The sequence below is a fragment of the Flavobacterium paronense genome, from assembly GCF_030409795.1.
In the GTDB taxonomy this organism is placed as follows: domain Bacteria; phylum Bacteroidota; class Bacteroidia; order Flavobacteriales; family Flavobacteriaceae; genus Flavobacterium; species Flavobacterium paronense.
This window is the reverse complement of the sequence record NZ_JAUFQN010000019.1, coordinates 1,634,526-1,654,736: the sequence shown is the minus strand read 5'-3', so window position 1 is coordinate 1,654,736 and position 20,211 is coordinate 1,634,526. Positions and strand designations below refer to the sequence as shown.

General features: G+C 32.3%; 25 protein-coding genes. 8 read left to right on the top strand and 17 right to left on the bottom strand.

Features of this window, described 5'->3' with window-relative positions; genetic code table 11:
- Window positions 1-2: 2 nt before the first annotated feature.
- The 7 genes from QWY90_RS08635 to QWY90_RS08605 form a co-directional block, all read right to left on the bottom strand.
- Window positions 3-770, bottom strand: a complete 768-nt coding sequence (locus QWY90_RS08635; protein WP_290285475.1) for a ParA family protein — start codon at window positions 768-770, stop codon at window positions 3-5.
- Window positions 771-905: 135 nt separating this feature from the next.
- Window positions 906-1,787 (bottom strand): SDR family oxidoreductase, encoded by an 882-nt coding sequence (locus QWY90_RS08630; protein ID WP_290285474.1) that lies wholly within the window; start codon window positions 1,785-1,787, stop codon window positions 906-908.
- 358 nt (window positions 1,788-2,145) lie between these two features.
- On the bottom strand, window positions 2,146-3,756 hold the full coding sequence (locus tag QWY90_RS08625) for a helix-turn-helix domain-containing protein (RefSeq protein WP_290285473.1): 1,611 nt from the start codon (window positions 3,754-3,756) through the stop codon (window positions 2,146-2,148).
- A gap of 70 nt (window positions 3,757-3,826) precedes the next feature.
- Window positions 3,827-4,954 (bottom strand): methionine aminotransferase, encoded by a 1,128-nt coding sequence (locus tag QWY90_RS08620; RefSeq protein WP_290285472.1) that lies wholly within the window; start codon window positions 4,952-4,954, stop codon window positions 3,827-3,829.
- 78 nt (window positions 4,955-5,032) lie between these two features.
- Window positions 5,033-5,536 (bottom strand): YybH family protein, encoded by a 504-nt coding sequence (locus tag QWY90_RS08615; RefSeq protein WP_290285471.1) that lies wholly within the window; start codon window positions 5,534-5,536, stop codon window positions 5,033-5,035.
- Window positions 5,537-5,715: 179 nt separating this feature from the next.
- Window positions 5,716-6,219 carry a YybH family protein gene (locus QWY90_RS08610; protein ID WP_290285470.1) on the bottom strand — a complete coding sequence of 168 codons (504 nt, stop codon included), beginning with the start codon at window positions 6,217-6,219 and terminating at the stop codon, window positions 5,716-5,718.
- 367 nt (window positions 6,220-6,586) lie between these two features.
- Window positions 6,587-7,654 carry a branched-chain amino acid aminotransferase gene (locus QWY90_RS08605; protein WP_290285469.1) on the bottom strand — a complete coding sequence of 356 codons (1,068 nt, stop codon included), beginning with the start codon at window positions 7,652-7,654 and terminating at the stop codon, window positions 6,587-6,589.
- Window positions 7,655-7,932: 278 nt separating this feature from the next.
- Between QWY90_RS08605 and QWY90_RS08600 the strand changes: the two genes are divergently transcribed.
- The 6 genes from QWY90_RS08600 to QWY90_RS08575 all read left to right on the top strand — a co-directional run bounded on the left by QWY90_RS08600 (window position 7,933) and on the right by QWY90_RS08575 (window position 10,536).
- Entirely contained in the window at window positions 7,933-8,427 is a 495-nt protein-coding gene (locus tag QWY90_RS08600) for a DUF4920 domain-containing protein (RefSeq protein ID WP_290285468.1), read from the top strand.
- A gap of 12 nt (window positions 8,428-8,439) precedes the next feature.
- Entirely contained in the window at window positions 8,440-8,880 is a 441-nt protein-coding gene (locus QWY90_RS08595; RefSeq protein ID WP_290285467.1) for a hypothetical protein, read from the top strand.
- Between the two features lies 1 nt (window position 8,881).
- Window positions 8,882-9,553, top strand: a complete 672-nt coding sequence (mnmC2, locus tag QWY90_RS08590) for a tRNA (5-methylaminomethyl-2-thiouridine)(34)-methyltransferase MnmC2 (protein ID WP_290285466.1) — start codon at window positions 8,882-8,884, stop codon at window positions 9,551-9,553.
- A gap of 115 nt (window positions 9,554-9,668) precedes the next feature.
- A complete protein-coding gene (locus QWY90_RS08585) occupies window positions 9,669-9,869 on the top strand; it encodes a hypothetical protein (RefSeq protein ID WP_290285464.1) in 201 nt (66 codons plus the stop codon).
- Between the two features lie 107 nt (window positions 9,870-9,976).
- Window positions 9,977-10,192, top strand: a complete 216-nt coding sequence (locus QWY90_RS08580; RefSeq protein WP_290285463.1) for a hypothetical protein — start codon at window positions 9,977-9,979, stop codon at window positions 10,190-10,192.
- 149 nt (window positions 10,193-10,341) lie between these two features.
- A complete protein-coding gene (locus QWY90_RS08575) occupies window positions 10,342-10,536 on the top strand; it encodes a hypothetical protein (RefSeq protein ID WP_290285462.1) in 195 nt (64 codons plus the stop codon).
- Window positions 10,537-10,570: 34 nt separating this feature from the next.
- Here the strand turns inward: QWY90_RS08575 and QWY90_RS08570 are convergent, their stop codons facing one another.
- The 6 genes from QWY90_RS08570 to QWY90_RS08545 form a co-directional block, all read right to left on the bottom strand.
- Window positions 10,571-11,512: a LysR substrate-binding domain-containing protein gene (locus QWY90_RS08570; RefSeq protein ID WP_290285461.1), complete on the bottom strand. Its 942-nt coding sequence runs from the start codon at window positions 11,510-11,512 to the stop codon at window positions 10,571-10,573.
- Window positions 11,513-11,602: 90 nt separating this feature from the next.
- Window positions 11,603-12,556: a sodium-dependent bicarbonate transport family permease gene (locus QWY90_RS08565; RefSeq protein WP_290285460.1), complete on the bottom strand. Its 954-nt coding sequence runs from the start codon at window positions 12,554-12,556 to the stop codon at window positions 11,603-11,605.
- A gap of 37 nt (window positions 12,557-12,593) precedes the next feature.
- Window positions 12,594-13,331, bottom strand: a complete 738-nt coding sequence (locus QWY90_RS08560; protein ID WP_290285458.1) for a carbonic anhydrase family protein — start codon at window positions 13,329-13,331, stop codon at window positions 12,594-12,596.
- A gap of 5 nt (window positions 13,332-13,336) precedes the next feature.
- Window positions 13,337-14,311 (bottom strand): L-threonylcarbamoyladenylate synthase, encoded by a 975-nt coding sequence (locus QWY90_RS08555; protein WP_290285457.1) that lies wholly within the window; start codon window positions 14,309-14,311, stop codon window positions 13,337-13,339.
- 3 nt (window positions 14,312-14,314) lie between these two features.
- The gene (locus tag QWY90_RS08550) at window positions 14,315-15,157 is read right to left on the bottom strand and encodes a DUF6671 family protein (RefSeq protein ID WP_336622156.1); all 843 of its coding nucleotides are present in this window, start codon (window positions 15,155-15,157) and stop codon (window positions 14,315-14,317) included.
- A 10-nt stretch (window positions 15,158-15,167) separates the two neighbouring features.
- Window positions 15,168-15,443: a hypothetical protein gene (locus QWY90_RS08545; protein WP_290285456.1), complete on the bottom strand. Its 276-nt coding sequence runs from the start codon at window positions 15,441-15,443 to the stop codon at window positions 15,168-15,170.
- Window positions 15,444-15,605: 162 nt separating this feature from the next.
- Between QWY90_RS08545 and QWY90_RS08540 the strand changes: the two genes are divergently transcribed.
- Window positions 15,606-16,529, top strand: coding sequence for a LysR family transcriptional regulator (locus tag QWY90_RS08540; protein ID WP_290285455.1), 924 nt, complete (start codon window positions 15,606-15,608; stop codon window positions 16,527-16,529).
- A gap of 47 nt (window positions 16,530-16,576) precedes the next feature.
- Window positions 16,577-17,212, top strand: coding sequence for a carbonate dehydratase (can, locus tag QWY90_RS08535; protein WP_290285454.1), 636 nt, complete (start codon window positions 16,577-16,579; stop codon window positions 17,210-17,212).
- A 32-nt stretch (window positions 17,213-17,244) separates the two neighbouring features.
- Here can and QWY90_RS08530 read toward each other — a convergent pair whose 3' ends face one another.
- From QWY90_RS08530 to QWY90_RS08515, 4 genes are all read right to left on the bottom strand, one after another.
- The gene (locus QWY90_RS08530; protein WP_290285452.1) at window positions 17,245-18,444 is read right to left on the bottom strand and encodes an LETM1-related biofilm-associated protein; all 1,200 of its coding nucleotides are present in this window, start codon (window positions 18,442-18,444) and stop codon (window positions 17,245-17,247) included.
- Window positions 18,445-18,501: 57 nt separating this feature from the next.
- Window positions 18,502-19,077 (bottom strand): YdeI/OmpD-associated family protein, encoded by a 576-nt coding sequence (locus QWY90_RS08525; protein WP_290285451.1) that lies wholly within the window; start codon window positions 19,075-19,077, stop codon window positions 18,502-18,504.
- Window positions 19,078-19,090: 13 nt separating this feature from the next.
- Entirely contained in the window at window positions 19,091-19,618 is a 528-nt protein-coding gene (locus QWY90_RS08520; RefSeq protein ID WP_290285450.1) for a superoxide dismutase family protein, read from the bottom strand.
- Between the two features lie 67 nt (window positions 19,619-19,685).
- Window positions 19,686-20,210 carry a DUF8685 domain-containing protein gene (locus QWY90_RS08515; protein ID WP_290285449.1) on the bottom strand — a complete coding sequence of 175 codons (525 nt, stop codon included), beginning with the start codon at window positions 20,208-20,210 and terminating at the stop codon, window positions 19,686-19,688.
- Window position 20,211 lies beyond the last annotated feature (1 nt).

Below are 20,211 nucleotides of genomic sequence, written 5' to 3'. Positions count from 1 at the left end.
GCTTAATTGCTGTTTTTCTTGATAATTTCTTGGGCTAAACTTAAGTAATTTGTTGCACCTCTGCTTGTAGCATCAAAGTTAATAATACTTTCACCAAAACTTGGTGCTTCGCTTAATTTCACATTTCGTTGAATAATAGTTTTGAAAACCATATCACTAAAATGTTTTTGCACTTCTTCAACCACCTGATTGGACAATCGTAAACGAGAGTCAAACATGGTTAATAAAAGGCCTTCGATATCCAAATTAGCGTTGTGTATTTTTTGAACACTTTTAATTGTGTTTAATAATTTCCCCAAACCTTCCAGAGCAAAATATTCACACTGAATTGGGATAACCACACTATCAGCAGCTGTTAATGCATTTAATGTTAGCAAACCTAAAGATGGTGCGCAATCAATTAAAATATAATCGTATTCGTCTTTAATACTTTCCAATGCTTGTTTAAGCATGTATTCACGGTTTTCTTTGTCAACCAATTCAATTTCAATGGCAACCAAATCAATATGCGAAGGAATTACCCAAACATTTGGAGCGCTGCATGGTATAATAGCTTCTTCCGGTATATTGCTGTGTTCAAGAATTTGATAGGTGCCAATAGTTACATTTTCGACATCAATACCTAAACCCGAACTGGCGTTGGCTTGTGGGTCGGCATCTATTAAAAGCACTTTTTTTTCTAAAACTCCCAGTGATGCAGCAAGATTTACAGAAGTTGTTGTTTTACCAACACCACCTTTTTGATTGGCAATAGCAATGATTTTACCCATTTAATTTTTAAAAATTTAGAGCCGTAAAAATACAATTATTTATGGCTTTGCCAACGGAATTTTGTTAACATTCTTGTAAAAGTGTTCAGTGTTCAGTTTTAAGTGTTCAGTAGTCTGACTGCCAAATGGCCACTATTATTTACTGCCTTTATTCTTAATCATCGCCTCAAGCATATCCCACATTTCCTGTGGAATTTTTTCTAAGATGTTAAATTGTCCGGCACCTTGTAACCATTCACCACCATCAATAACAATTACTTCTCCATTGATATACGCAGAAAAATCAGAAACTAAATAGGCCGCCAAATTGGCTAATTCCTGATGGTCGCCCACACGTTTCAAAGGTACTTTCTTAGCCATGTCAAACTTTTCAGCTAAATCTCCAGGTAATAATCTGTCCCAGGCACCTTTGGTTGGAAATGGTCCGGGAGCAATGGCGTTCATTCGGATTCCGTATTTTGCCCATTCAACAGCTAAGCTTCTTGTCATGGCTAGAACTCCGGCTTTGGCAGTAGCGCTTGGCACTACATAACCTGAACCTGTCCAGGCATAAGTAGTTACGATATTTAATACATTGCAATTGGTTTGTTTTTCAGCAATCCAATGTTTTCCAAAAGCGAGTGTACAGTTTTTAGAACCTTTTAAAACGATGTCAATAATCGTGTCAAAAGCATTGGCAGAAAGTCTTTCGGTAGGTGAGATGAAGTTTCCGGCGGCATTGTTAAGCAACACATCTACTTTACCAAAGGCTTTTAATGTTTCGGCAAGCATGGCTTCGACTTGATCGTAATGGCGAACATCACATTGAATTGGCAGACATTTTCCGCCAGTTTCCTTTTCTAATTCCGCTGCGGTGGTTTTTAGTTTTTCTAAATCGCGGGAGGAAATGGCAACTTTAGCTCCCAATTCTAAAAAATATTTAGTCATGGCTTTGCCTAAACCACTTCCGCCACCAGTTACTACTATTACTTTATCGGATAACGCATTATCGCGAAGCATTTTTGCTGAAAAATTCATAAGGTTTAATTTTTAGTAAATATATAAAACTATTATTCCTAAAAAAAACAAACTGGATTGAAGCATAGTTACTTCAACCCAGTTCACAGCAATTAACTTTTGCGTTTTATTTCTTGATAAATTTTTTGAAAATCTTTATTCATAGCAATTTTTCAATTCAAAGATATTTTTAAATTTCTGTTCAGACTAAAATTGTAGGTTGACAAAAGGTAAACATTTATTGTATGCTTTGTTTTTTTGTTGATTAATGGGTTTAATTATAAAATTTCACTTCGGATTTTAAACACAGATTCCCCAGATTTTTTACAAGTTATTCTGTGAAAATCTTGGGAAATCTGTGTTTGATTTTTTATTTTTTTTACACTGAAAGAATAAAATCGGTAAGGTTTTCTTCGGTGTTTAATTGTAGTTTTTTGCGCAAGCGATGACGCGCTGTTTTGACACTATCAGGAGAAATGTTTAAGATAGAAGCCATTTCTTTAATTGATAAATTCAGTTTGATTAGAGCACAAATTTTCAAATCATTCGAACTAATATCAGGATACTTTTGCTTTAAACGAGTATAAAAGTTTTTGTTGACACTTTCAAAATAATTATCAAAATCTTTCCAATTATTATCCTGAATAGTGTATTTGCTTACCAGTTTTTTAATTTCCTTCTCCGATGTTAGTTCTTTTTGGTTAAGCATAGTCTTAATTTCATCAAGCAATTCATTTTTTTCCAGCATTTGAATAGTAATGGCGCTTAACTGACTTTCTTTAAATTCTATATCGTTTTGAAATTGCTGTTCTTTTAGTAGTTTTTGGTTTTCCATTATATTCACTAATTCTTCCTTTGTTTTAAGTAATTGTTTGTCACGTTTGTTGATTCGTTTCAAGAAGAAATATACAATGGTGAATACAACTATTAGCAATCCTAAAAGTGATATTAAAAGATAGTTGGTTAGTTTGGCAACTTCTCTTTCAGCTGATACTAATTGCAACTTTCTGTTTTTTTCTGATACATCAAATTGAACTTCTAAGCTTTTTATAATTTGTTCTCTTTCGAAAGAATAAAAACCGTCTTTAATTCCAATTACTTCATTTTGTAATTGACTTACTTCTTTGAAGTTTCCCTCTTTCTTTTTAAGTTCAATTAAAGCTTCTATTGTTTTTATTTCAAAAGTTTTGTCAGAAATTGGTTCAGCAATTACTCGAGCTTTATTAAAAAAGTTTTCGGCTTGAAGCAAATCGTTTTCAAAAGTCATATACCATTTTCCTAACGAAACCAATGCATTTACCAGAGCTTGTTTGTTTTGAGAAGTTTCGGCTAAAGAAAGCGCTTTTTGGAAATAATTCAGGCTAAACTTATTTAGTCCCTTTTTTTTGGCAATTTCTCCTAATCGGCAATATGCTGTTGGAAGATAGGCGATGTTTTTTCCTGTTTCAAATTCTTTTAAAGCTAAGATATAATAGCGTTCAGCTTCGGTTTTTTCATTTTTTAACTCGTGCAAAGAACCAAGGCTATTATATGCTAATCCCAATGTACCGGAAGTATCGTTTTTATTTTTTAGTTCAGCTACAACTTCTTGGCTTAAACGCATGGCATCGTCATATTTTTTCTGACGAACATAAATCGTACTGATTAGTTGCAGACATTTGTAGCGACCAATCAAAGCTTTTTTGGGATTTGTTTTCTCCAAAAGTTTGTATTCATTAAGCGATTGTGTGACAAACTGCAATCCTTTTTCCAAACTCGCACCATAGGAACAAATTCCTAAATAGAGAAGTGACTCCGCATTTTCGGCGGTTTTTTTGTCTTTTTTAGCCTTTTCGTGTGCTTCCCAAAAATACTGAAAAGCTTCATTTTCGTTATCTTTTACCAAGGCGGCCCAACCTTTTTTCATTAACGGATTTTCTGAGGGCGAGGCATAACCACTCAGTGATAGCAATAAAATAAAGGAAAGGAAAACTGTTCGGATGAAATTCATAATCCAAAATTAGATTTTTTTATTGGCAATTCTAAAATTAGATGTGTACAATAAGTAAACAGTCATTGATTTATAATTTCATCAATCGCTCTGCTGCTTGAATTAATGTGGTATCATCTTTAGCAAAACAAAATCGAATACATTTAGTAGCTGTCCCATTGGCATAGAAACTTGATATGGGAATTGTCGCTACACCAATTTCGGTTACTAATTGTTTGGCAAATGTCAAATCATCTTTGTTGGAAATGTTGGCGTAAGAAGCAACTTGAAAATAAGTACCTTCACAAGGCAAGAGTTCGAGTTTTGTTTCTTTCAATAAGTTACGGAAGAAATCTCTTTTTTGTTGGTAGAAACTTCCCAAACTTTGGACATCAACGATATCTAAATATTCTGAAATCGCAACCTGTGAAATACTATTCACACTAAAAACCAAGAACTGATGTACTTTTTTGATTTCTGTCATCAAATATTCGGGTGCAATTACGTAACCAATTTTCCAGCCGGTAATATGAAACGATTTTCCAAACGAAGAAACGCTAATACTGCGATTCCATAGTTTTGGTCGATGATGTATAGAAATATGAGCTTCTTCAAAAGTAATGTATTCATAAACTTCATCTGAAAGAACGATTAGGTTAGGGAAGGAGTCAACTAATTTTTCCAACTGAACAAAATCATTTTTTGTCCAAGTTTTCCCCGTTGGATTATGCGGGTTATTGATAATAATAAGTTTTGTGTTTTCATTTGTTGCCTCTTTTATTTTTTTCCAATTTGGCGTAAAGTCATTGTTGAGTGCAACCCTTATTGGTTTGGCATTACTCAATAAAATTGGCGCTTCGTAGCAATCATAACTTGGATCCAGAATAATAACTTCATTGTTTGCATTTACTAAAGCCTGTATCGTTGCAAAAATCCCTTCAGTTGCACCTGCAGTAATTAAAATCTCATCTTTTGTTTTAACAACTCTTTGATAGGAATGTTGTGTTAGTTTAGCAATCTTTTCTAAAAGTGGAGGAAATCCACTCATTGGTGTATATTGATGGACATTTTCGGAAGCTAATCGGGCGACAATATCTGTTAGTCGTTTGTCAACTGGGAAATTTGGAAAACCTTGTGACAGATTAATTGCATTACATTCATTTGCCATTTGTGACATCATGGTAAAGATACTCGTGCCAACATTAGGAAGTTTGGACATATACTTTTTTTAGGATTTTAAAAGTACAAAAAAAGCACCTCTAATTGGAAGTGCTTCTCAAAATAAACTGTGGTAGAATTATTTTTTTTCTTCTTTAGGCATATCAGATGATCCCATATCTCGAATGCAAACATATTTACCATCTCTTTTTTCAAATAACGCCATATAATTTCCGCTGGCTTTTGCTGCTCCTGTAGAATCAACAACTTTATAACTTCCTATTTCAACTACTTGATTACCATCACTTGAAGGAAAAACTTCATTGGCAGTATAAGAAATTTTATTTCCTTTTGCTGTGTTTTTTACTTGTTCAGCCAGCTTAGCATCTACGGCTTTTTTTCCATTAAGTGGTGCTGCATTTTGGTCATAGCTGATAACATCATCAGAGTAATAGACAATTGATTCTGGTTTTCCAGCGTTCATGGCATCAGCAAATGCGGACTCCATAGTTTGTAATTCGGCTTTAATTGCTTCTTTGTCAGCAACAGGTGCAGTTGCTTCTTCTTCTTTTTTAGGTTGACAGGCAATAAATAATGCGGTAATTAGGCCTAATGCAATTCCTTTTAAAATCTTGTTTTTCATAAATTGGTTAATTAAAAATTAATAAAATTTTTGTTAAGCCTCAAGATTTAGGTTGTTAAATTTAGTTATAAATTATTTATTTTCAGTGGTTTATTAGTAAAATAATTAAAAATAGAAGTAAAAAAAAGCACTTCAATCAAGAAGTGCTCTGTATGTTAAAGGCCTTGTACAACTTTTTTTTATTGTTTTTTTGGCATATCTGAAGCACCCATGTCTCTGATGCAAACATATTTGCCATCCTTTTTTTCAAAAAGGCTCATATAATTTCCAGTAAATTTAACAGTTTCTTTGGCATCTACTACTTTGTAACTTCCAATTTCTACCACTTGATTTCCATCGCTAGAAGGAAATATTTCATTTACAGAGAACGAAATCACATCACCTGCTGCAAAACTTGTTAAATCGTCTTTTATTGATTTATCAATGGCAAATTTACCAACCAAAGGAGGTTTGTTTTGTGAAAAGCTAGTGGCATTATCGTCATAATATTCCTCAGATGCAGCACTTCTCATGTTATACATGTCTGCCATTACAGTTTCCATGGCTACAATTTCGGATTTAATTTTTTCTTTGTCAACTGCTGGTGCATCTGCAGTTTTTGAATCTTCTTTTTTAGGTTGACAGGCAATAGCTAAAGCTATAATAACGCCCAAGGCAATGCTTTTAAGTAATTTGTTTTTCATAAATTGATTTGTTTAAACTATTAATACTATAGGTAACATTTCAAGATTTAGGTTTATAAAGATAATTATAATTTATTTACAATCAGATACTAATTGGGTAAAATAAAATGAAATATATGTGAAGTTTGAGGTTTATTAATACTTGGTAAATTCAAAGTTCGTGGCCATTGAAATGATTAAGTTGTGGTTTGGATTTTCTTTGAGGAACCATTTTAGAACATGGCATTCAGAAAAAAAAAAGGTATTTGATGAAATTCAAATCTCTAATTAAGTTAAACTTGAAAGTAATTTAAAACCTAAATTTATCAAGAATTTATTTTAAATAACAAATCCTCTGGTTTAGAGGATTTGTTATTTAAAATATAATTTAGATTTTAACCATCCATCCGAAAGTGTCTTCGGCTTGTTTGTATTGAATTTTGGTTAATTTATCTTTAATATCATTAGCAAATGAATTTTCAATTTTTGGCAATTCATAATAAACATCTTGGCAAGAAAATCCAACAATTGGACTTACTACAGCAGCTGTACCAGCACCAAAAATTTCTTTAAGACTTCCGTTTTTTGCAGCAGTCAATAATTCATCTACTAAAACCGAACGTTCTTCTATCTTTATTCCATCTCGTTTGGCTATATCGATCAAACTTTTTCTTGTAATACCATCTAAAATCCTGTCGCTTATAGGTGCTGTTATTAAAGTGTCATTTATTCTAACAAAAACATTCATAGTACCTGCTTCTTCTAGTTTGGTATGTGTAGCATCATCGGTCCAAATTACTTGTTGGAAACCTTTTTCATTTGCTAATTTTGTTGGATAAAATTGTCCTGCATAATTACCTGCTGCTTTTGCTGCTCCAATTCCCCCATTTGCTGCACGGCTGTAATGATCTGCTATAATTACTTTTACTTCGCCAGCAAAATATGAGCGAGCAGGTGAAAGAATAATCATGAATCTGTATTGTGTTGATGGATTAGCAATTACTCCAGAGCCAATGGCAATCATAAAAGGTCTTATGTATAGTGAATTTCCATCTCCTTTTTTTACCCAATCTCTTTCTAAATCAATAATGGTTTTTAAACCATCTATGAAGATTTCTTCAGTAACTTCGGGCATTGCCATTCTGATAGCTGATTTATTAAAGCGATGGAAGTTCTCGTCAGGTCTAAATAGCCATACGTCATCGTTTTCATCTTTGTAAGCTTTCATACCTTCAAAAATAGCTTGGCCATAATGAAAAACTTTGGCTGACGGATCAATTAAGAAAGGTTCATAAGGTTTGATTACAGGTTTTTCCCATTTACCGTCTTTGAAATCACAAACCAACATATGGTCTGTAAATACACTTCCAAAAGTAAGGTTTTCAAAATCGACATCGTTTATTTTAGTTGAATTTGCTCTAACTATATCGATTTCGGAAGTATTTTTTAATATCATTTAAGGATAGATTTATTTTAGAAAGGATCTCAATATATTGATAATTAATTGTTTAAAATTTTCTTTCTAAAAATTAAAGTTGTTTTGCTAATTTTTGTAAAACTAATAAAAATATGGTTGCATATTGCATCTCCAATGAAAATTGAAAACTTTTTTTTAATTCCTTATTTTTGTTTAGTTTAGAAATTAAATTAACAACAAAACCTTAAAATAATTGTTGATTTACTTATTAAATTTCCTAAACTGTTTATATTCGCAAATCATTAAAAAACATTCTCATGAAAAAATTAAATGTTATCCTAATACTACTTTTATTATGTGTTGGAACTACAGTGATAGCTCAAAAAAAAATCAAATCTTTTAATAGTAAAGATTACGCTTTGTTTGGTGATAAATTTAAAGTGACTACAATTTATAGTAAAAACGAAATGTTGAAAAAGTATAAATCCCTTAAAAAAGGCGATACAATTACGGTTCAATTTCAATCGAATATCAAAGCCGTGTGCAAAAAGAAAGGTTGTTGGATGAAAATGGAATTAGCAGGTGATGAGGAGTCATTCGTAAAATTTAAAGATTATGGTTTCTTCGTTCCGTTGAATGCTGATAATAGTCAAGCTATAGTAAACGGTAAAGCTTTTGTTGATATTGAATCGGTCGAATCGTTAAGACATTATGCCAAAGATGGTGGAAAATCTTCAGCAGAAATTGCAAAAATCACTAAACCAGAAGTAACCTTTTCGTTTTTGGCGGATGGTGTTTACATCAAAAAATAAATTTTATTTTTGATGAAAAAGATAATTGTACTAGTTTTATTTTTTGGTATTTTCTCATGTCAAAATAAAGTGGAAAAACCAGATGAAAAGAAATGTTCCCCGGGTAAAGAAAAGAAATTGGAAATGTATCAAATGTCTGAAATGGCTGCTTTGATGGAACAAATGTATCTGGACAATCAACGTGTGAAGAAAAACATTATAAAAGGTGTTTCAATCGGGAAGTTTCCTGAGCATTATCTGAAGATTTATTCAGCAAAATTCACAGATGAAACCGATAATGATTTGTTTTTTAAAGAACAGGCAAAAGAGTATATTAAGGCACAACAGTTACTCTACAGCGATCCTATAAATGCCAAAAAACATTTCAATGCAGGAGTTGATGCCTGCTTAAAGTGTCATGAAAATAAATGTGGTGGACCAATTCCGAGAATCAAAAAATTATACATAAAATAATTTGAAACGCGAAATAATTCAAACTAATGATGGTTCTACTACTATTCATTTGCCAGAATGGAATGAAAGTTATCATTCAAAACATGGCGCTATTCAAGAAGCATATCACGTATTTATAAAAAATGGATTATTACTTTTCGAAGAAAGACCAATAGCTGTATTAGAAATTGGTTTTGGTACTGGTTTGAATTGTTTTATCACTTATTTAGAAGCCAAAAAGAATAATCAGACTATTGATTATATTGGAGTAGAAGCCTATCCAGTTACTTTAGATGAAGCCATGCAAATGAATTACGCATCTGAAATTGATGCAACTGAAATCAATGTTTTTAAGGAATTTCACGAATCTGTTTGGGATGAAAAACAAAATATTAGTTATAATTTTTCGTTAACCAAACGTCAGCAGTTTTTTCAGGATATTAAAGATGAATGCGTTTTTGATTTAATTTATTTTGATGCTTTTGGTTTTAGAGTGCAACCTGAACTTTGGAGTGAGGAAATATTTGTTGCTATGTTTAAAGCTTTAAAACCAAATGGCGTTTTGGTTACATACGCATGTCGGACTTCAATAAAAAATGCTATGCTTTCGGCAGGATTTTCTGTAGAAAAGTTACCTGGTGCTCCAGGTAAAAGAGAAATGTTACGAGCCAGCAAAGGGCCTAAAAAAAAATAACATTTATTATTGTTTTATTTAACAGTCAAATTAATTATCGATTAAGAAATATTTTTAAATTTGATGTAAGTAAAAAACGTTCTTATTTATTATCTAATCAAATGAATTACTTTTTATGTCTAAACAGATGCTAGACTATACAAAGTCTGTTTTGAAAGGTGTGAGTTTTGATGTCAATCTTTTCTGTAAAGAACTTGAAAAAGCCTGTAAGGTGTTATTACCTTATGAGATAGAAGAATTGGTAACTTGGCTAACTAAATTTATAAAAGAAAAACCTGAACTGCAGCATTGTATGTTGCTAATTAATAATAAATAAAACTAAAGGGACTTAAACGGTCCCTTTTTTTATTGTTTCAAGGTAGGGAAACTCTGTCGTAATCTGTTTTGTATATCAGATTAATAACATTCAAAAATTTTACAGTTATGGGACAGATGATATATGATTACACAAGATCTTCCATCATTAAAGCTGCAAACAATAAAGACCTTTTTGTTAAAGTTTTAAAAACAGCTGCCAGGGAATTGTTGCCGCATGAAAGAGAAAAATTAATTAATTGGTTGTTTTATTTTACTGCTGATAAACCTGAAATTCAAAAATGGCTTTATGAGGCTATGGATAAAAAGATTTTAGTAAGTTAAAACTTAAAAATAATTTTAATTATTGCATATTGTCGATAAAAAAAGTATTTAAACGATGTATTTCATCGATTTTTTTTGGTGACAGAATCTTTTTAACATACTTTTACTAAACGTTCTTACAATAAGATAACCCCAAATCTTAACCAACCATGCCTAGAATGATCTATGATTACACTAAATCGGTACTCGAAAGAGTAAGCTTCGACCCTGTTCTTTTTGTAAAAGAATTGAAAAAGGCGATTAGAAATTTATTGCCATACGAAGTTGAACAATTAAAAAAATGGTTGCAATTCTTTACAAGTGAGCATCCAGAGTTAAAACAATGTTTATCTGTAGTTAGTTAGCAGAGAGAAAATAAGGAGTTTGTGCAAAAGCTCCTTATTTTTTTTGCAATGGACTTACAATTTGCACATTCTGAAACACGATTGCTCCTTTTACAACTCCAGCAATGGTGCTCCTCAAAGCATCAATAATATGGATTTTCAATTCGTTTTTTGGAAAAATTAAACTCACTTCTCTTGCTGGTTTTGGTTCTTTAAAATGACGCAATTTAAGTTGGTCTTTTTCTTTTAAATCTAAAGTGTGTAAATAGGGAAGTAGCGTTATGCCTAAACCTTCATCTGCCAGTTTTATTAAGGTTTCAAAGCTTCCGCTTTCAATTTGAAAATGAGCTTTTTCATTGGTAGCAACATTCTTGCACAAATTCAAAATACCATCTCTAAAGCAATGTCCATCTTGAAGTAGGAGAATTTCGTCTATGTTCAAATCATCGATTTCAATTTCCTTTTTATTAAAAGTTGAATGAATCTCAGGAATATAAGCCACAAAGGGCTCAAAATATAAAACTACTTCTTTTATTTTCTCTTCTTCCAATGGTGTAGCGGCAATAGCAGCATCAAGATGACCATTATTTAATTTTAAGATTATTTCGTCTGTGTTTAACTCCTCAATGATGAGTTTAACTTTAGGATATTTTTTGATAAAATTATTTAGAAACATTGGTAATAATGTGGGCATAATCGTTGGTATAATTCCCAAACGAAATTCCCCACCAATAAATCCCTTTTGTTGATCAACGATATCCTGAATTCTATCAGCTTCGTTTACGATGTTCTTTGATTGATTGACAATTTTTTGCCCAATTTCGGTTAGTTGAATGGGTTTCTTAGTTCTGTCAAAAATCTGAATTCCGAGTTCTTCTTCAATCTTCTGAATTTGCATACTCAATGTAGGTTGGGTAACAAAACATTTTTCGGCAGCTAATGTGAAATTCTTATATTCCGCAACAGCGAGAACATATTTTAATTGAGTAATTGTCATTGTATAGTAAAATTTGATGCAAATATAAAAACAATAGGTTTAACTTATGGTTTTTGTATTTCATTTAACTAAATTTTACAATAGTTAATTTCAGCTCATAATTATTCCAAAGTATAAAGGAAATCCTAGTGTTATATTAAATGGAAAAGTTACAGCTAAAGCCATAGGTAAATATAAACCTGGATTAGCTTTTGGAACAGCAATTTTCATTGCAGCTGGCACAGCAATATAAGAAGCACTTGCTGCTAAAATTGCGAATATAAATCGGTCACCAATTTCACTAGTTACGAATTGGCTAGTATAAGCAACGATACAGCCATTTATTATAGGAATTAATATAGCGAAAACTGTTGTGAACCATCCGTTTTTAATAAAATCACCAAGTTTTTTACCACTTGTCATTCCCATATCCAAAAGGAAAATAACTAAAAACCCTTTGAATAAATCTGTAGTAAATGGTTTGATTCCATTTGCTTGATTATCGCTGGCAAGCATTCCGATAATTAAACTACCAATAATTAAAAATACACTTCCATTTGTGAAAGAATGTTTAACTATGTGTGATAATTTTATTGTGTTGTTCTTTTTGAACCAAGATATTAACATTACTCCTATGATTATAGCAGGAGCTTCCATCATTGCCATTATGGCTACCATATGGCCATTGAAAGTCAACTTTTGAAGTTCTAAAAAGGTAACGGCTGTAACAAAAGTAACTGCACTTACAGAACCATAGGATGCCGCTATAGCACCTGCATTATCAACTCCTAATTTTTTCTTTAAAATAAAGAAAGTGTAAATAGGAATAGCTATTGAGATAAATATTCCAAAAACTATTGACCACAATATTTCAATAGTAAATGAACTATGTGCTAATTCTTGACCACCTTTAAATCCAATAGCAAACAAAAGATAAAGTGATATAAATTTTGATGATTGCGCAGGAATTTCTAAATCACTTTTAAGTTGAACGGCTAATATTCCTAGGATAAAAAATAATAAAGCTGGACTTGTTAAATTTTCAAAAAGTAAATCTAAATTCATAAGATAAGTAGTTTAAATGTAATTAGTAATAAATGATTTAATCCAAAAATTGAAGTTCTCCAGTGCGAAGGACATAAAAGGCTCCCACAATTTTTATCTCGCCTTTGGCTTCCATGGTTCTTAGTATTTCACTTTTAGCTCTTATTTGTGCAATTGTATTGCGAACATTATTCTGAGCTACTAACTTAACAAAGTCCTCATTTTTCGAGGATTTTTCACCAGCAAAATTTTGACTCATAGCTACGGCAGGTTTTATATTTTCTAGCATTGCGGTAATGTTGCCAAGCTTTACATCATCAATAGCACCTTTTACAGCACCACAATGTTGGTGACCCATTACTATTATAAGTTTGGCACCAGCCACTTTACAGGCAAACTCCATACTGCCGAGTAAATCGGTATTCACAAAATTACCAGCTACCCTTCCTACAAAAACATCCCCGATACCTTGATCAAAAACATCTTCAACAGGAACTCTGCTATCCAAACAACTTAAGACCATTGCCTCAGGATATTGCCCTCCCGTAGCTGCTTTTCTTATAGTATCAGAATGTTTTCTTATAGTGATATCATTTTTTCTAAATCGATTATTACCTTCTTTAAATTGTTTTAGCACTTCATCCGGTGTTAAAGCTTGTTGCTGTTCTTTAGTAAGCACTGAATGGTTTATAAAAGTTGTTTTGGAATAATCCAAATCAGCTTTAGATTTACAACCAGATAATAGTATCGCTAGTGCAATAAAAATCAAAAATGGAGTTTGTTTGTTATTCATCATAAATATTAGTTTAATATATTTTTAGTGTTTTTTAATTCAGATGCTCTTTTTAACCTATCATTGATTGATCTTCCCAACTCATTTTCAGGAAAATCTTCGGCTATAATTACATCTAAATTCAAAGCATCTAATCGGTGTAGTGCTGCATATAAATGCGAAGCGGCTTCTTTTAAATCACCACTGATAGAGAGTATTTCTTGATGTATTATACTTTCGTCAGTATTTTTTGAATTAAAAAGCAATAGACCAATCCTTTTGCCATTATAAAAATGAACGGCATCATTTATGTTTTTTGTAACAATAGTTACAGTTTTAGGAGCATAATGCCTTTTGATCATTCCTGGGGCACTAGGATGTTGCTCTTCAATGTTCTTTATGGTAATTGGGCCAATTTCATTTTCTATTTCTTCAATTGCAATAGAACCCAATCGATATAAAATGGGCGCATCATTTTCGAATCCAATAATGGTAGATTCTATTCCTTTTTCACAATTTCCACCATCGAGTATAAAAGGAACTTTATTGCCCAATTGTTTTTGAACATGTTCAGCCGAGGTTGGGCTTATAGAGCCAAACGGATTGGCACTTGGTGCAGCCAACGGGAAATCTAATTGTTCTAAAAGCATCAAAGCAATTGGGTGTGATGGAACACGCACTCCTACCGTATCTTTACCAGCTGTTACTATGTTAGGAATAATTTCCTTTTTAGGTAAAACTAAAGTTAAAGCACCAGGCCAAAATTTTTTTGCTAAAAGCCATGCTTTTGCAGGAATATTTTCAGATACTTTTTCTAAATAATCAATCGATTTTATGTGAACGATTAACGGATTGAATGAAGGTCTTTGTTTGATTTCAAATATTTGACGAACCGCAGTATCATTAAAAGCATTTGCTGCTAATCCGTAAACTGTCTCGGTAGGAATGGCAACAACTTTTCCTTCGTTTAATATAATTGCCGCTTTTTTGATTTCTTCTTTCATTGTTTATGGATTACAATTATCACAATACATTGGGTCTTCTGTTTTCTTTTCATTAGGAAACATTTTTTCTAATTCAAACTGGCATTTTTGACATTGATATAGATGTGATTTTATAGAATTTGTAGGTGAACCGCACCATTTGCATAGTAAACCAGGTTTTGTTTTTACAACTCCAAAACCAGGTGTATTACATTGAGGGCAAAAGGATTTAATTTTTTCTACTAACTTTTTAGCAGCTTTTTCTATAACTTTCATGCGTGTTGGATTGTACATCGCACGCATATCGGTTTCTGCAACAACTTGGGAACTATTAGCCGATAGTTTGTTATAACTTTCTTCTAATAATTCCCAGGATTGAATTCCTTTTACAACATAAGTAACTTCTTTTTCAGTAATCTTGAGTATTACTGCGTGTTCTGGAAATCCAACGTTTTTTACTAAATCAACCAAATTTTGAAAACTGTTTATAGTTGCTGCATTAAAATTTGTATCAAGACTTAACTCTCGTACTATTATTTCTAAATTATTTTTTTTGTCTATAAAAATTAAAAACTCATCATCAGCATGTGCGATAAAAATGGTTGGATGCGGACCAAATGAACCTTCACTAGCGATGCCTAAATCACAATTTGTTTTTTCCATTGCTAGAAGACATTTTTTTCTTGCCGTTGTCAAAGCACCTTCTTTTCTTTCTATTTCGCCTGTAAAAGTTCCTAATACATCTGTGTCAAAATCATCTGGAACAAAACATTTAACTCCTAAATTTTTTTCGAGTAATGGAGCAATTACACTTTCCTTTTTATGCTTTGTGGCAATAACTAATTTTCTATCTTTAAAAATTTCCAATTCCTTTTATTTAAATGAGTTCAATAGTAATGTCACTTTTAATATTCAATTTCATGCCCATTTTTTCGGCATCTTCTATAAGTTTAATAATGTCTTCACGAGTTGTAGTTAACTCTAAAACTCTATTTTTGGTATTCTCAACAGCCTTGTTATTTCTAACAAATTCACTAAAAGCATTAAGGTTATGATAGTTAATTTTACTAGTAATTACTGACATCAAAACTGTTTTAGCTTCTGCAGTTGAAAAAATACCTTCTATTAATTTGTATTGATGCTTTTCCATCATATTATATTTTATTACTCTTAGAAATTGTTACGAAATTATTAGCTATTATTTTTCTAGCCTGAGCTAATTCATTATGAATGCTTCTAATTTTCTCTGCAAATCTATAACGTCGCATATATATATTTTTATTTATATTTGTTATGATTTACATTAAATATATTTATGAATTATACTTTACATCAATTACAGATATTCTTAAAAATAGTAGAAACTAAAAGCATCACTAAAGCTGCTGAAGAGCTTAATTTGACTCAACCAGCTGTATCAATTCAATTAAAAAAACTACAAGATCAGTTCGATATTCCATTGACAGAAGTCATAGGAAGGCAATTATATGTTACCCATTTTGGTGCTGAAATAGCTGTTACTGCCCAAAAAGTATTAGATGAAGTGGCAACTATAACATATAAATCAATGACTTTTAAAGGAATTTTGTCAGGCAAACTAACTTTATCGGTTGTTTCTACGGGTAAATATGTGATGCCTTATTTCTTATCTGATTTTTTAAATAAAAATAAAGGAATCGACCTTAAAATGGATGTGACTAACAAATCTAAAGTCGTAAAAAGTTTAGAAAATAATGAAGTTGATTTTGCATTAGTCTCTATTTTGCCTGATGATATACAATTGCAATCAGAGATATTGCTAGATAATAAATTGTATTTAATAGGAAATCATAATGCTCCATCAGAAATTCAAAATAATCAGGATAATTTGTTCAATGAGTATCCATTAATCTATAGGGAAGAAGGCTCGGCTACAAGGTTAGTTATGGAAAATTATATTCACAGGAATGGATTACAGTCTGCAAAAAAAATGCAACTTACTTCTAATGAAGCTGTAAAACAAGCTGTAATTGCAGGAATAGGATATTCAATAATGCCAATAATTGGATTAAAGAACGAGCTTGAGAGAGGAGATTTGAAAATCATATCTATGAAAGGATTTCCAATCAAGTCTAATTGGTACTTGGTTTGGTTAAAAAACAAATCTTTAAGCCCTGTTGCTGCAGCTTATTTGAAATATATTAGAGAAGAGAAAATTAATTTAAAAAGCACTTATTTTTCATGGATTGATATTTATTAAAATTAAATTAAATAATGTAAATTCGTTTACTACAAATTAACACATATATGTCCGATTTTTATAAAAAAATACTAGACAACAATAAAGAATGGGTTGAAAAAACATTGGAAAAAGATCCAAATTATTTCAAAGATTTAGCCAAAGGTCAAACACCACCATTATTGTGGATAGGTTGTTCTGACAGTCGAGTTCCTGCGAATGAAATTATCGGAGCCAAGCCAGGCGAAGTTTTTGTACACAGAAACATTGCTAATATGGTTGTCCATTCTGATATGAATATGTTGAGTGTTCTGGATTATGCGGTGAATGTATTAAAAGTAAAGCACGTAATTGTTTGTGGACATTATGGTTGTGGTGGAGTAAAAGCGGCAATGGGTAACGATTCTATAGGAATTATTGACAACTGGATTCGACATATTAAAGATGTTTATCGTTTGCACGATACTTATCTAGATTCGATTGCAAATGAAGATGAGCGTTTCAATGCTTTTGTTGAAATAAATGCCAAAGAACAGGTTTTTGATTTGTCTAAAACATCCATCGTTCAGTCGGCATGGAGAAGCGGGCAGGAGCTAACCTTACATGGCTGGGTCTATGGTCTAAATTCTGGATACGTAACCGATTTAAAAGTCAATATCAGTTCTAATAAAGATTTGGATGAAGTTTATCAGCTAAAGTTTTAAAAAACAAAAATCGCTTTCCGGCAATTTTTTATTTACTCTCTTTCTTCATTTTCATTAAAAGCAGAAGGCAATAACTGCGGAATGAATTTTATCAGAATCGGTAACAGTAAACTACCGCCAGGTAAAAGAAAAATAGTTAGTGAAGGAACAGATTTGCATATGTCGAGCAACTGCGATTTGATTTTTTTCTTTTCATCTTTATCCAATTCTTTTCGAGTAGATTTCGCCAAAAGTTGCATCAATTCTTTGCTTTGCGACACTTCTTTAATCAATCGGTTTTTGTTTCTATTAATTAAAATTTGCACACTTTCGGTAGTGTGATCATAGAAATTTTTAACTGGATTGGAATTGTTGAAATAGGGAATTTCGTTTTTATGTTGAACAATAAAATCATTAATAAAATTGATGCTTTCGATTATGAAAGTTTCCGACACTTCTAATTTATCTCCCAATTTGAACAAAAAATAGCGTTCTTCATTTTCAACCTTTTCATCACTCCACAAACTGATTCCTGCCAAGTCAATCATATAGAACTTCTCTAAATCATTACTCAAATAACTCAAATCTAAATCTTCGATGGTATTAATTCCTTTATTGGATGGCTTATTGTAGCGAACAGACGATTCAAATAGTTTTTGTAATAAATCGTCATGTACAGAAATGCCAGTCTTCGATTTTAGCGAAAGAGAAACAATACTGGTAACTATATCTTCAATCTGATTGAAATACTTCTCAGGTAGTGAACCTTTTTCTAGGTGTTTTTTAAAGGCCAAAACATCTACAAAAAGCAGTGCATTCGTTATCACATGAGAGAACTTTTTGCTGAATAAATCTTCGTTAGTCTGTACTCTATCATGAATGATCTTCTCTAGTTTACTAGAGTTAGAACTGCTAGGGAGCATTTTCTGTAAAGGGTTAAAACCTTTTGGCGTAAGCAAATTATAGAAAGCAACAGCTGCGGTAATGAAATTGTTTTGATCACTATCATTTTTGGTCAGACAATACATTTGATACAATGTATTAAGCATTCCAATTTTTGAAATTTCTTCAGGAAGTCGCGCAGTAATTGGAATTGGATTTACCGAATCAAAGCTTACTATATGCCCAAAAATAAAACCTGTCGCGCGCGTTCTAAAATAAAATGCTTCTTCAGTAATTGGGATATGTTGCTCAGTAGTTTTTTGTTCTATAAAAAACTTTTCTATCCAACCGGCTGCTGATGGGTTAATCATTCTGAGGTACTATTAGAGTGCAAAACTAAACCTTTTTTAGGAACGAAAAAATCAAATTTAGAATGTATCTCTCGATTTGATGTTTTGTTCACAAAGCTTAATTATTTCTATGATACGAGCTTTTCTGGTTTCTTCTCTTTTGGCTTGATTAAGCCAATATAAATAGCTTTTTCTATAGGAAGGACTGAACGAATTATAATTGTTTAATGCTGTTTTATTTTTGGCAAAAGCCAATGCTAAATCTTTAGGCATTTCTAAATTCTCTACCATATCAAGCGTTGACCAGGAGCCATTTTGTTTAGCAATTTCAATCTTATTTAAACCACTTTCGTGCATTAAATTATCGGCTATGAGTTTTTCGATATAGGTTTTGTTGAGTTTGCTCCAAACGCTTTTGTCTTTTCGTGGCGTAAACATTTGGCGTCTGCGTTCTTCATCCAGTTTCTTAACAGTAGAATCAATCCAACCATAACAAATGGCAACCTGAACGGCTTCTTCCCAACGCATGCTTTCAGACTCACTGCTTACTTTATAAAAAATTAAATGTACGCCTTTTGACGAATGATGATTATCATGTAACCATTCGCGCCATTCCTGAGCATTTTTGAAATATAAAAGTTCTTTTTCTTCCAAGGAAAACTATTAACTATTGTATAATAGCTGAACAAGCAACTCTTGCTCCCGCATTTCCTGAAGGTTGTGTAGTGAAATCATCTGGTTTGTCATGAACAATTAGACCTTTCCCTAAAATGTCTTTCGTTGTATCTCCACAACCAATACACCATTCATCAGTTTTGAAAAGTATGGTTGCTTTTCCATCTACATCGGCGGTGAAATTACCAATATCGCCTTTGTGATGTTCGGCATCGCCCCATTTTCCGTGTTTTTTGAACGTTGGATTCCAATGTCCACCGGCGGAAGCTGCGTCTGTTGCAGAACAATCCGCTTTTTCATGGATGTGTATAGCGTGTACACCAGGTTTTAATCCGGTTAATTTGGCTTCTAAATTTACGACACCATTTTTTTCAATGAAAACGGCAGTTCCTTGCACATTGCTGCCACTTTTTGATTCAAATTGAATAGCAACCTTTTTAGAATCGCCACCAGTACTGGTACTTTTACAACTAAAAATCAGTAATCCGGCAATGATTAACCCAAATAATATTTTTTTCATGACTTCAAATTTTATGATATAAAAGTAAGCAATATTTGAACGGTCTAAAGTTTTGAAACGTTAAAGTTTACTTCGTCTTTTCACCAACAAAGTAATCTGTTTGTGATTTGAATAGTACATTAAAAGTGGTTAAGCTACCATAAATTCGGGTGATGTATTGTTGCAATTCTATTTTTTCTATTTCTTCAAGATTGCTGGCGTTAATTTTTTGTTCCATTACACGTAAACGATCCCGAAGCATTACTATTTTGTGAAAAAAGACATCTATCGGCACATCTTTGTGAGCTAAGCCAGCTTGTCCGGGCACTAATTTCATATTACCGCCTTTCCATTTATCACCAATGGCTACAGGTTCTGCAAGACCGTTCCATTTTTTTAGGATAGAAAGTAAACTTTGCTCAACGTCATACATGCTAATTGTGTCAACTTCGTTTTCAGCCGCTTCAATTACTTCAAATTCGCTATCGAGATCTATGGTTTCTAATCCGCCATCAATAAAGGTTACCCAATATTCTTTAGAAGATACATTTGTTACAACGCCTTTGCCATATTCGGCATGCTTTATTCTGGAGCCAATTCCTAAAAGTTTCATG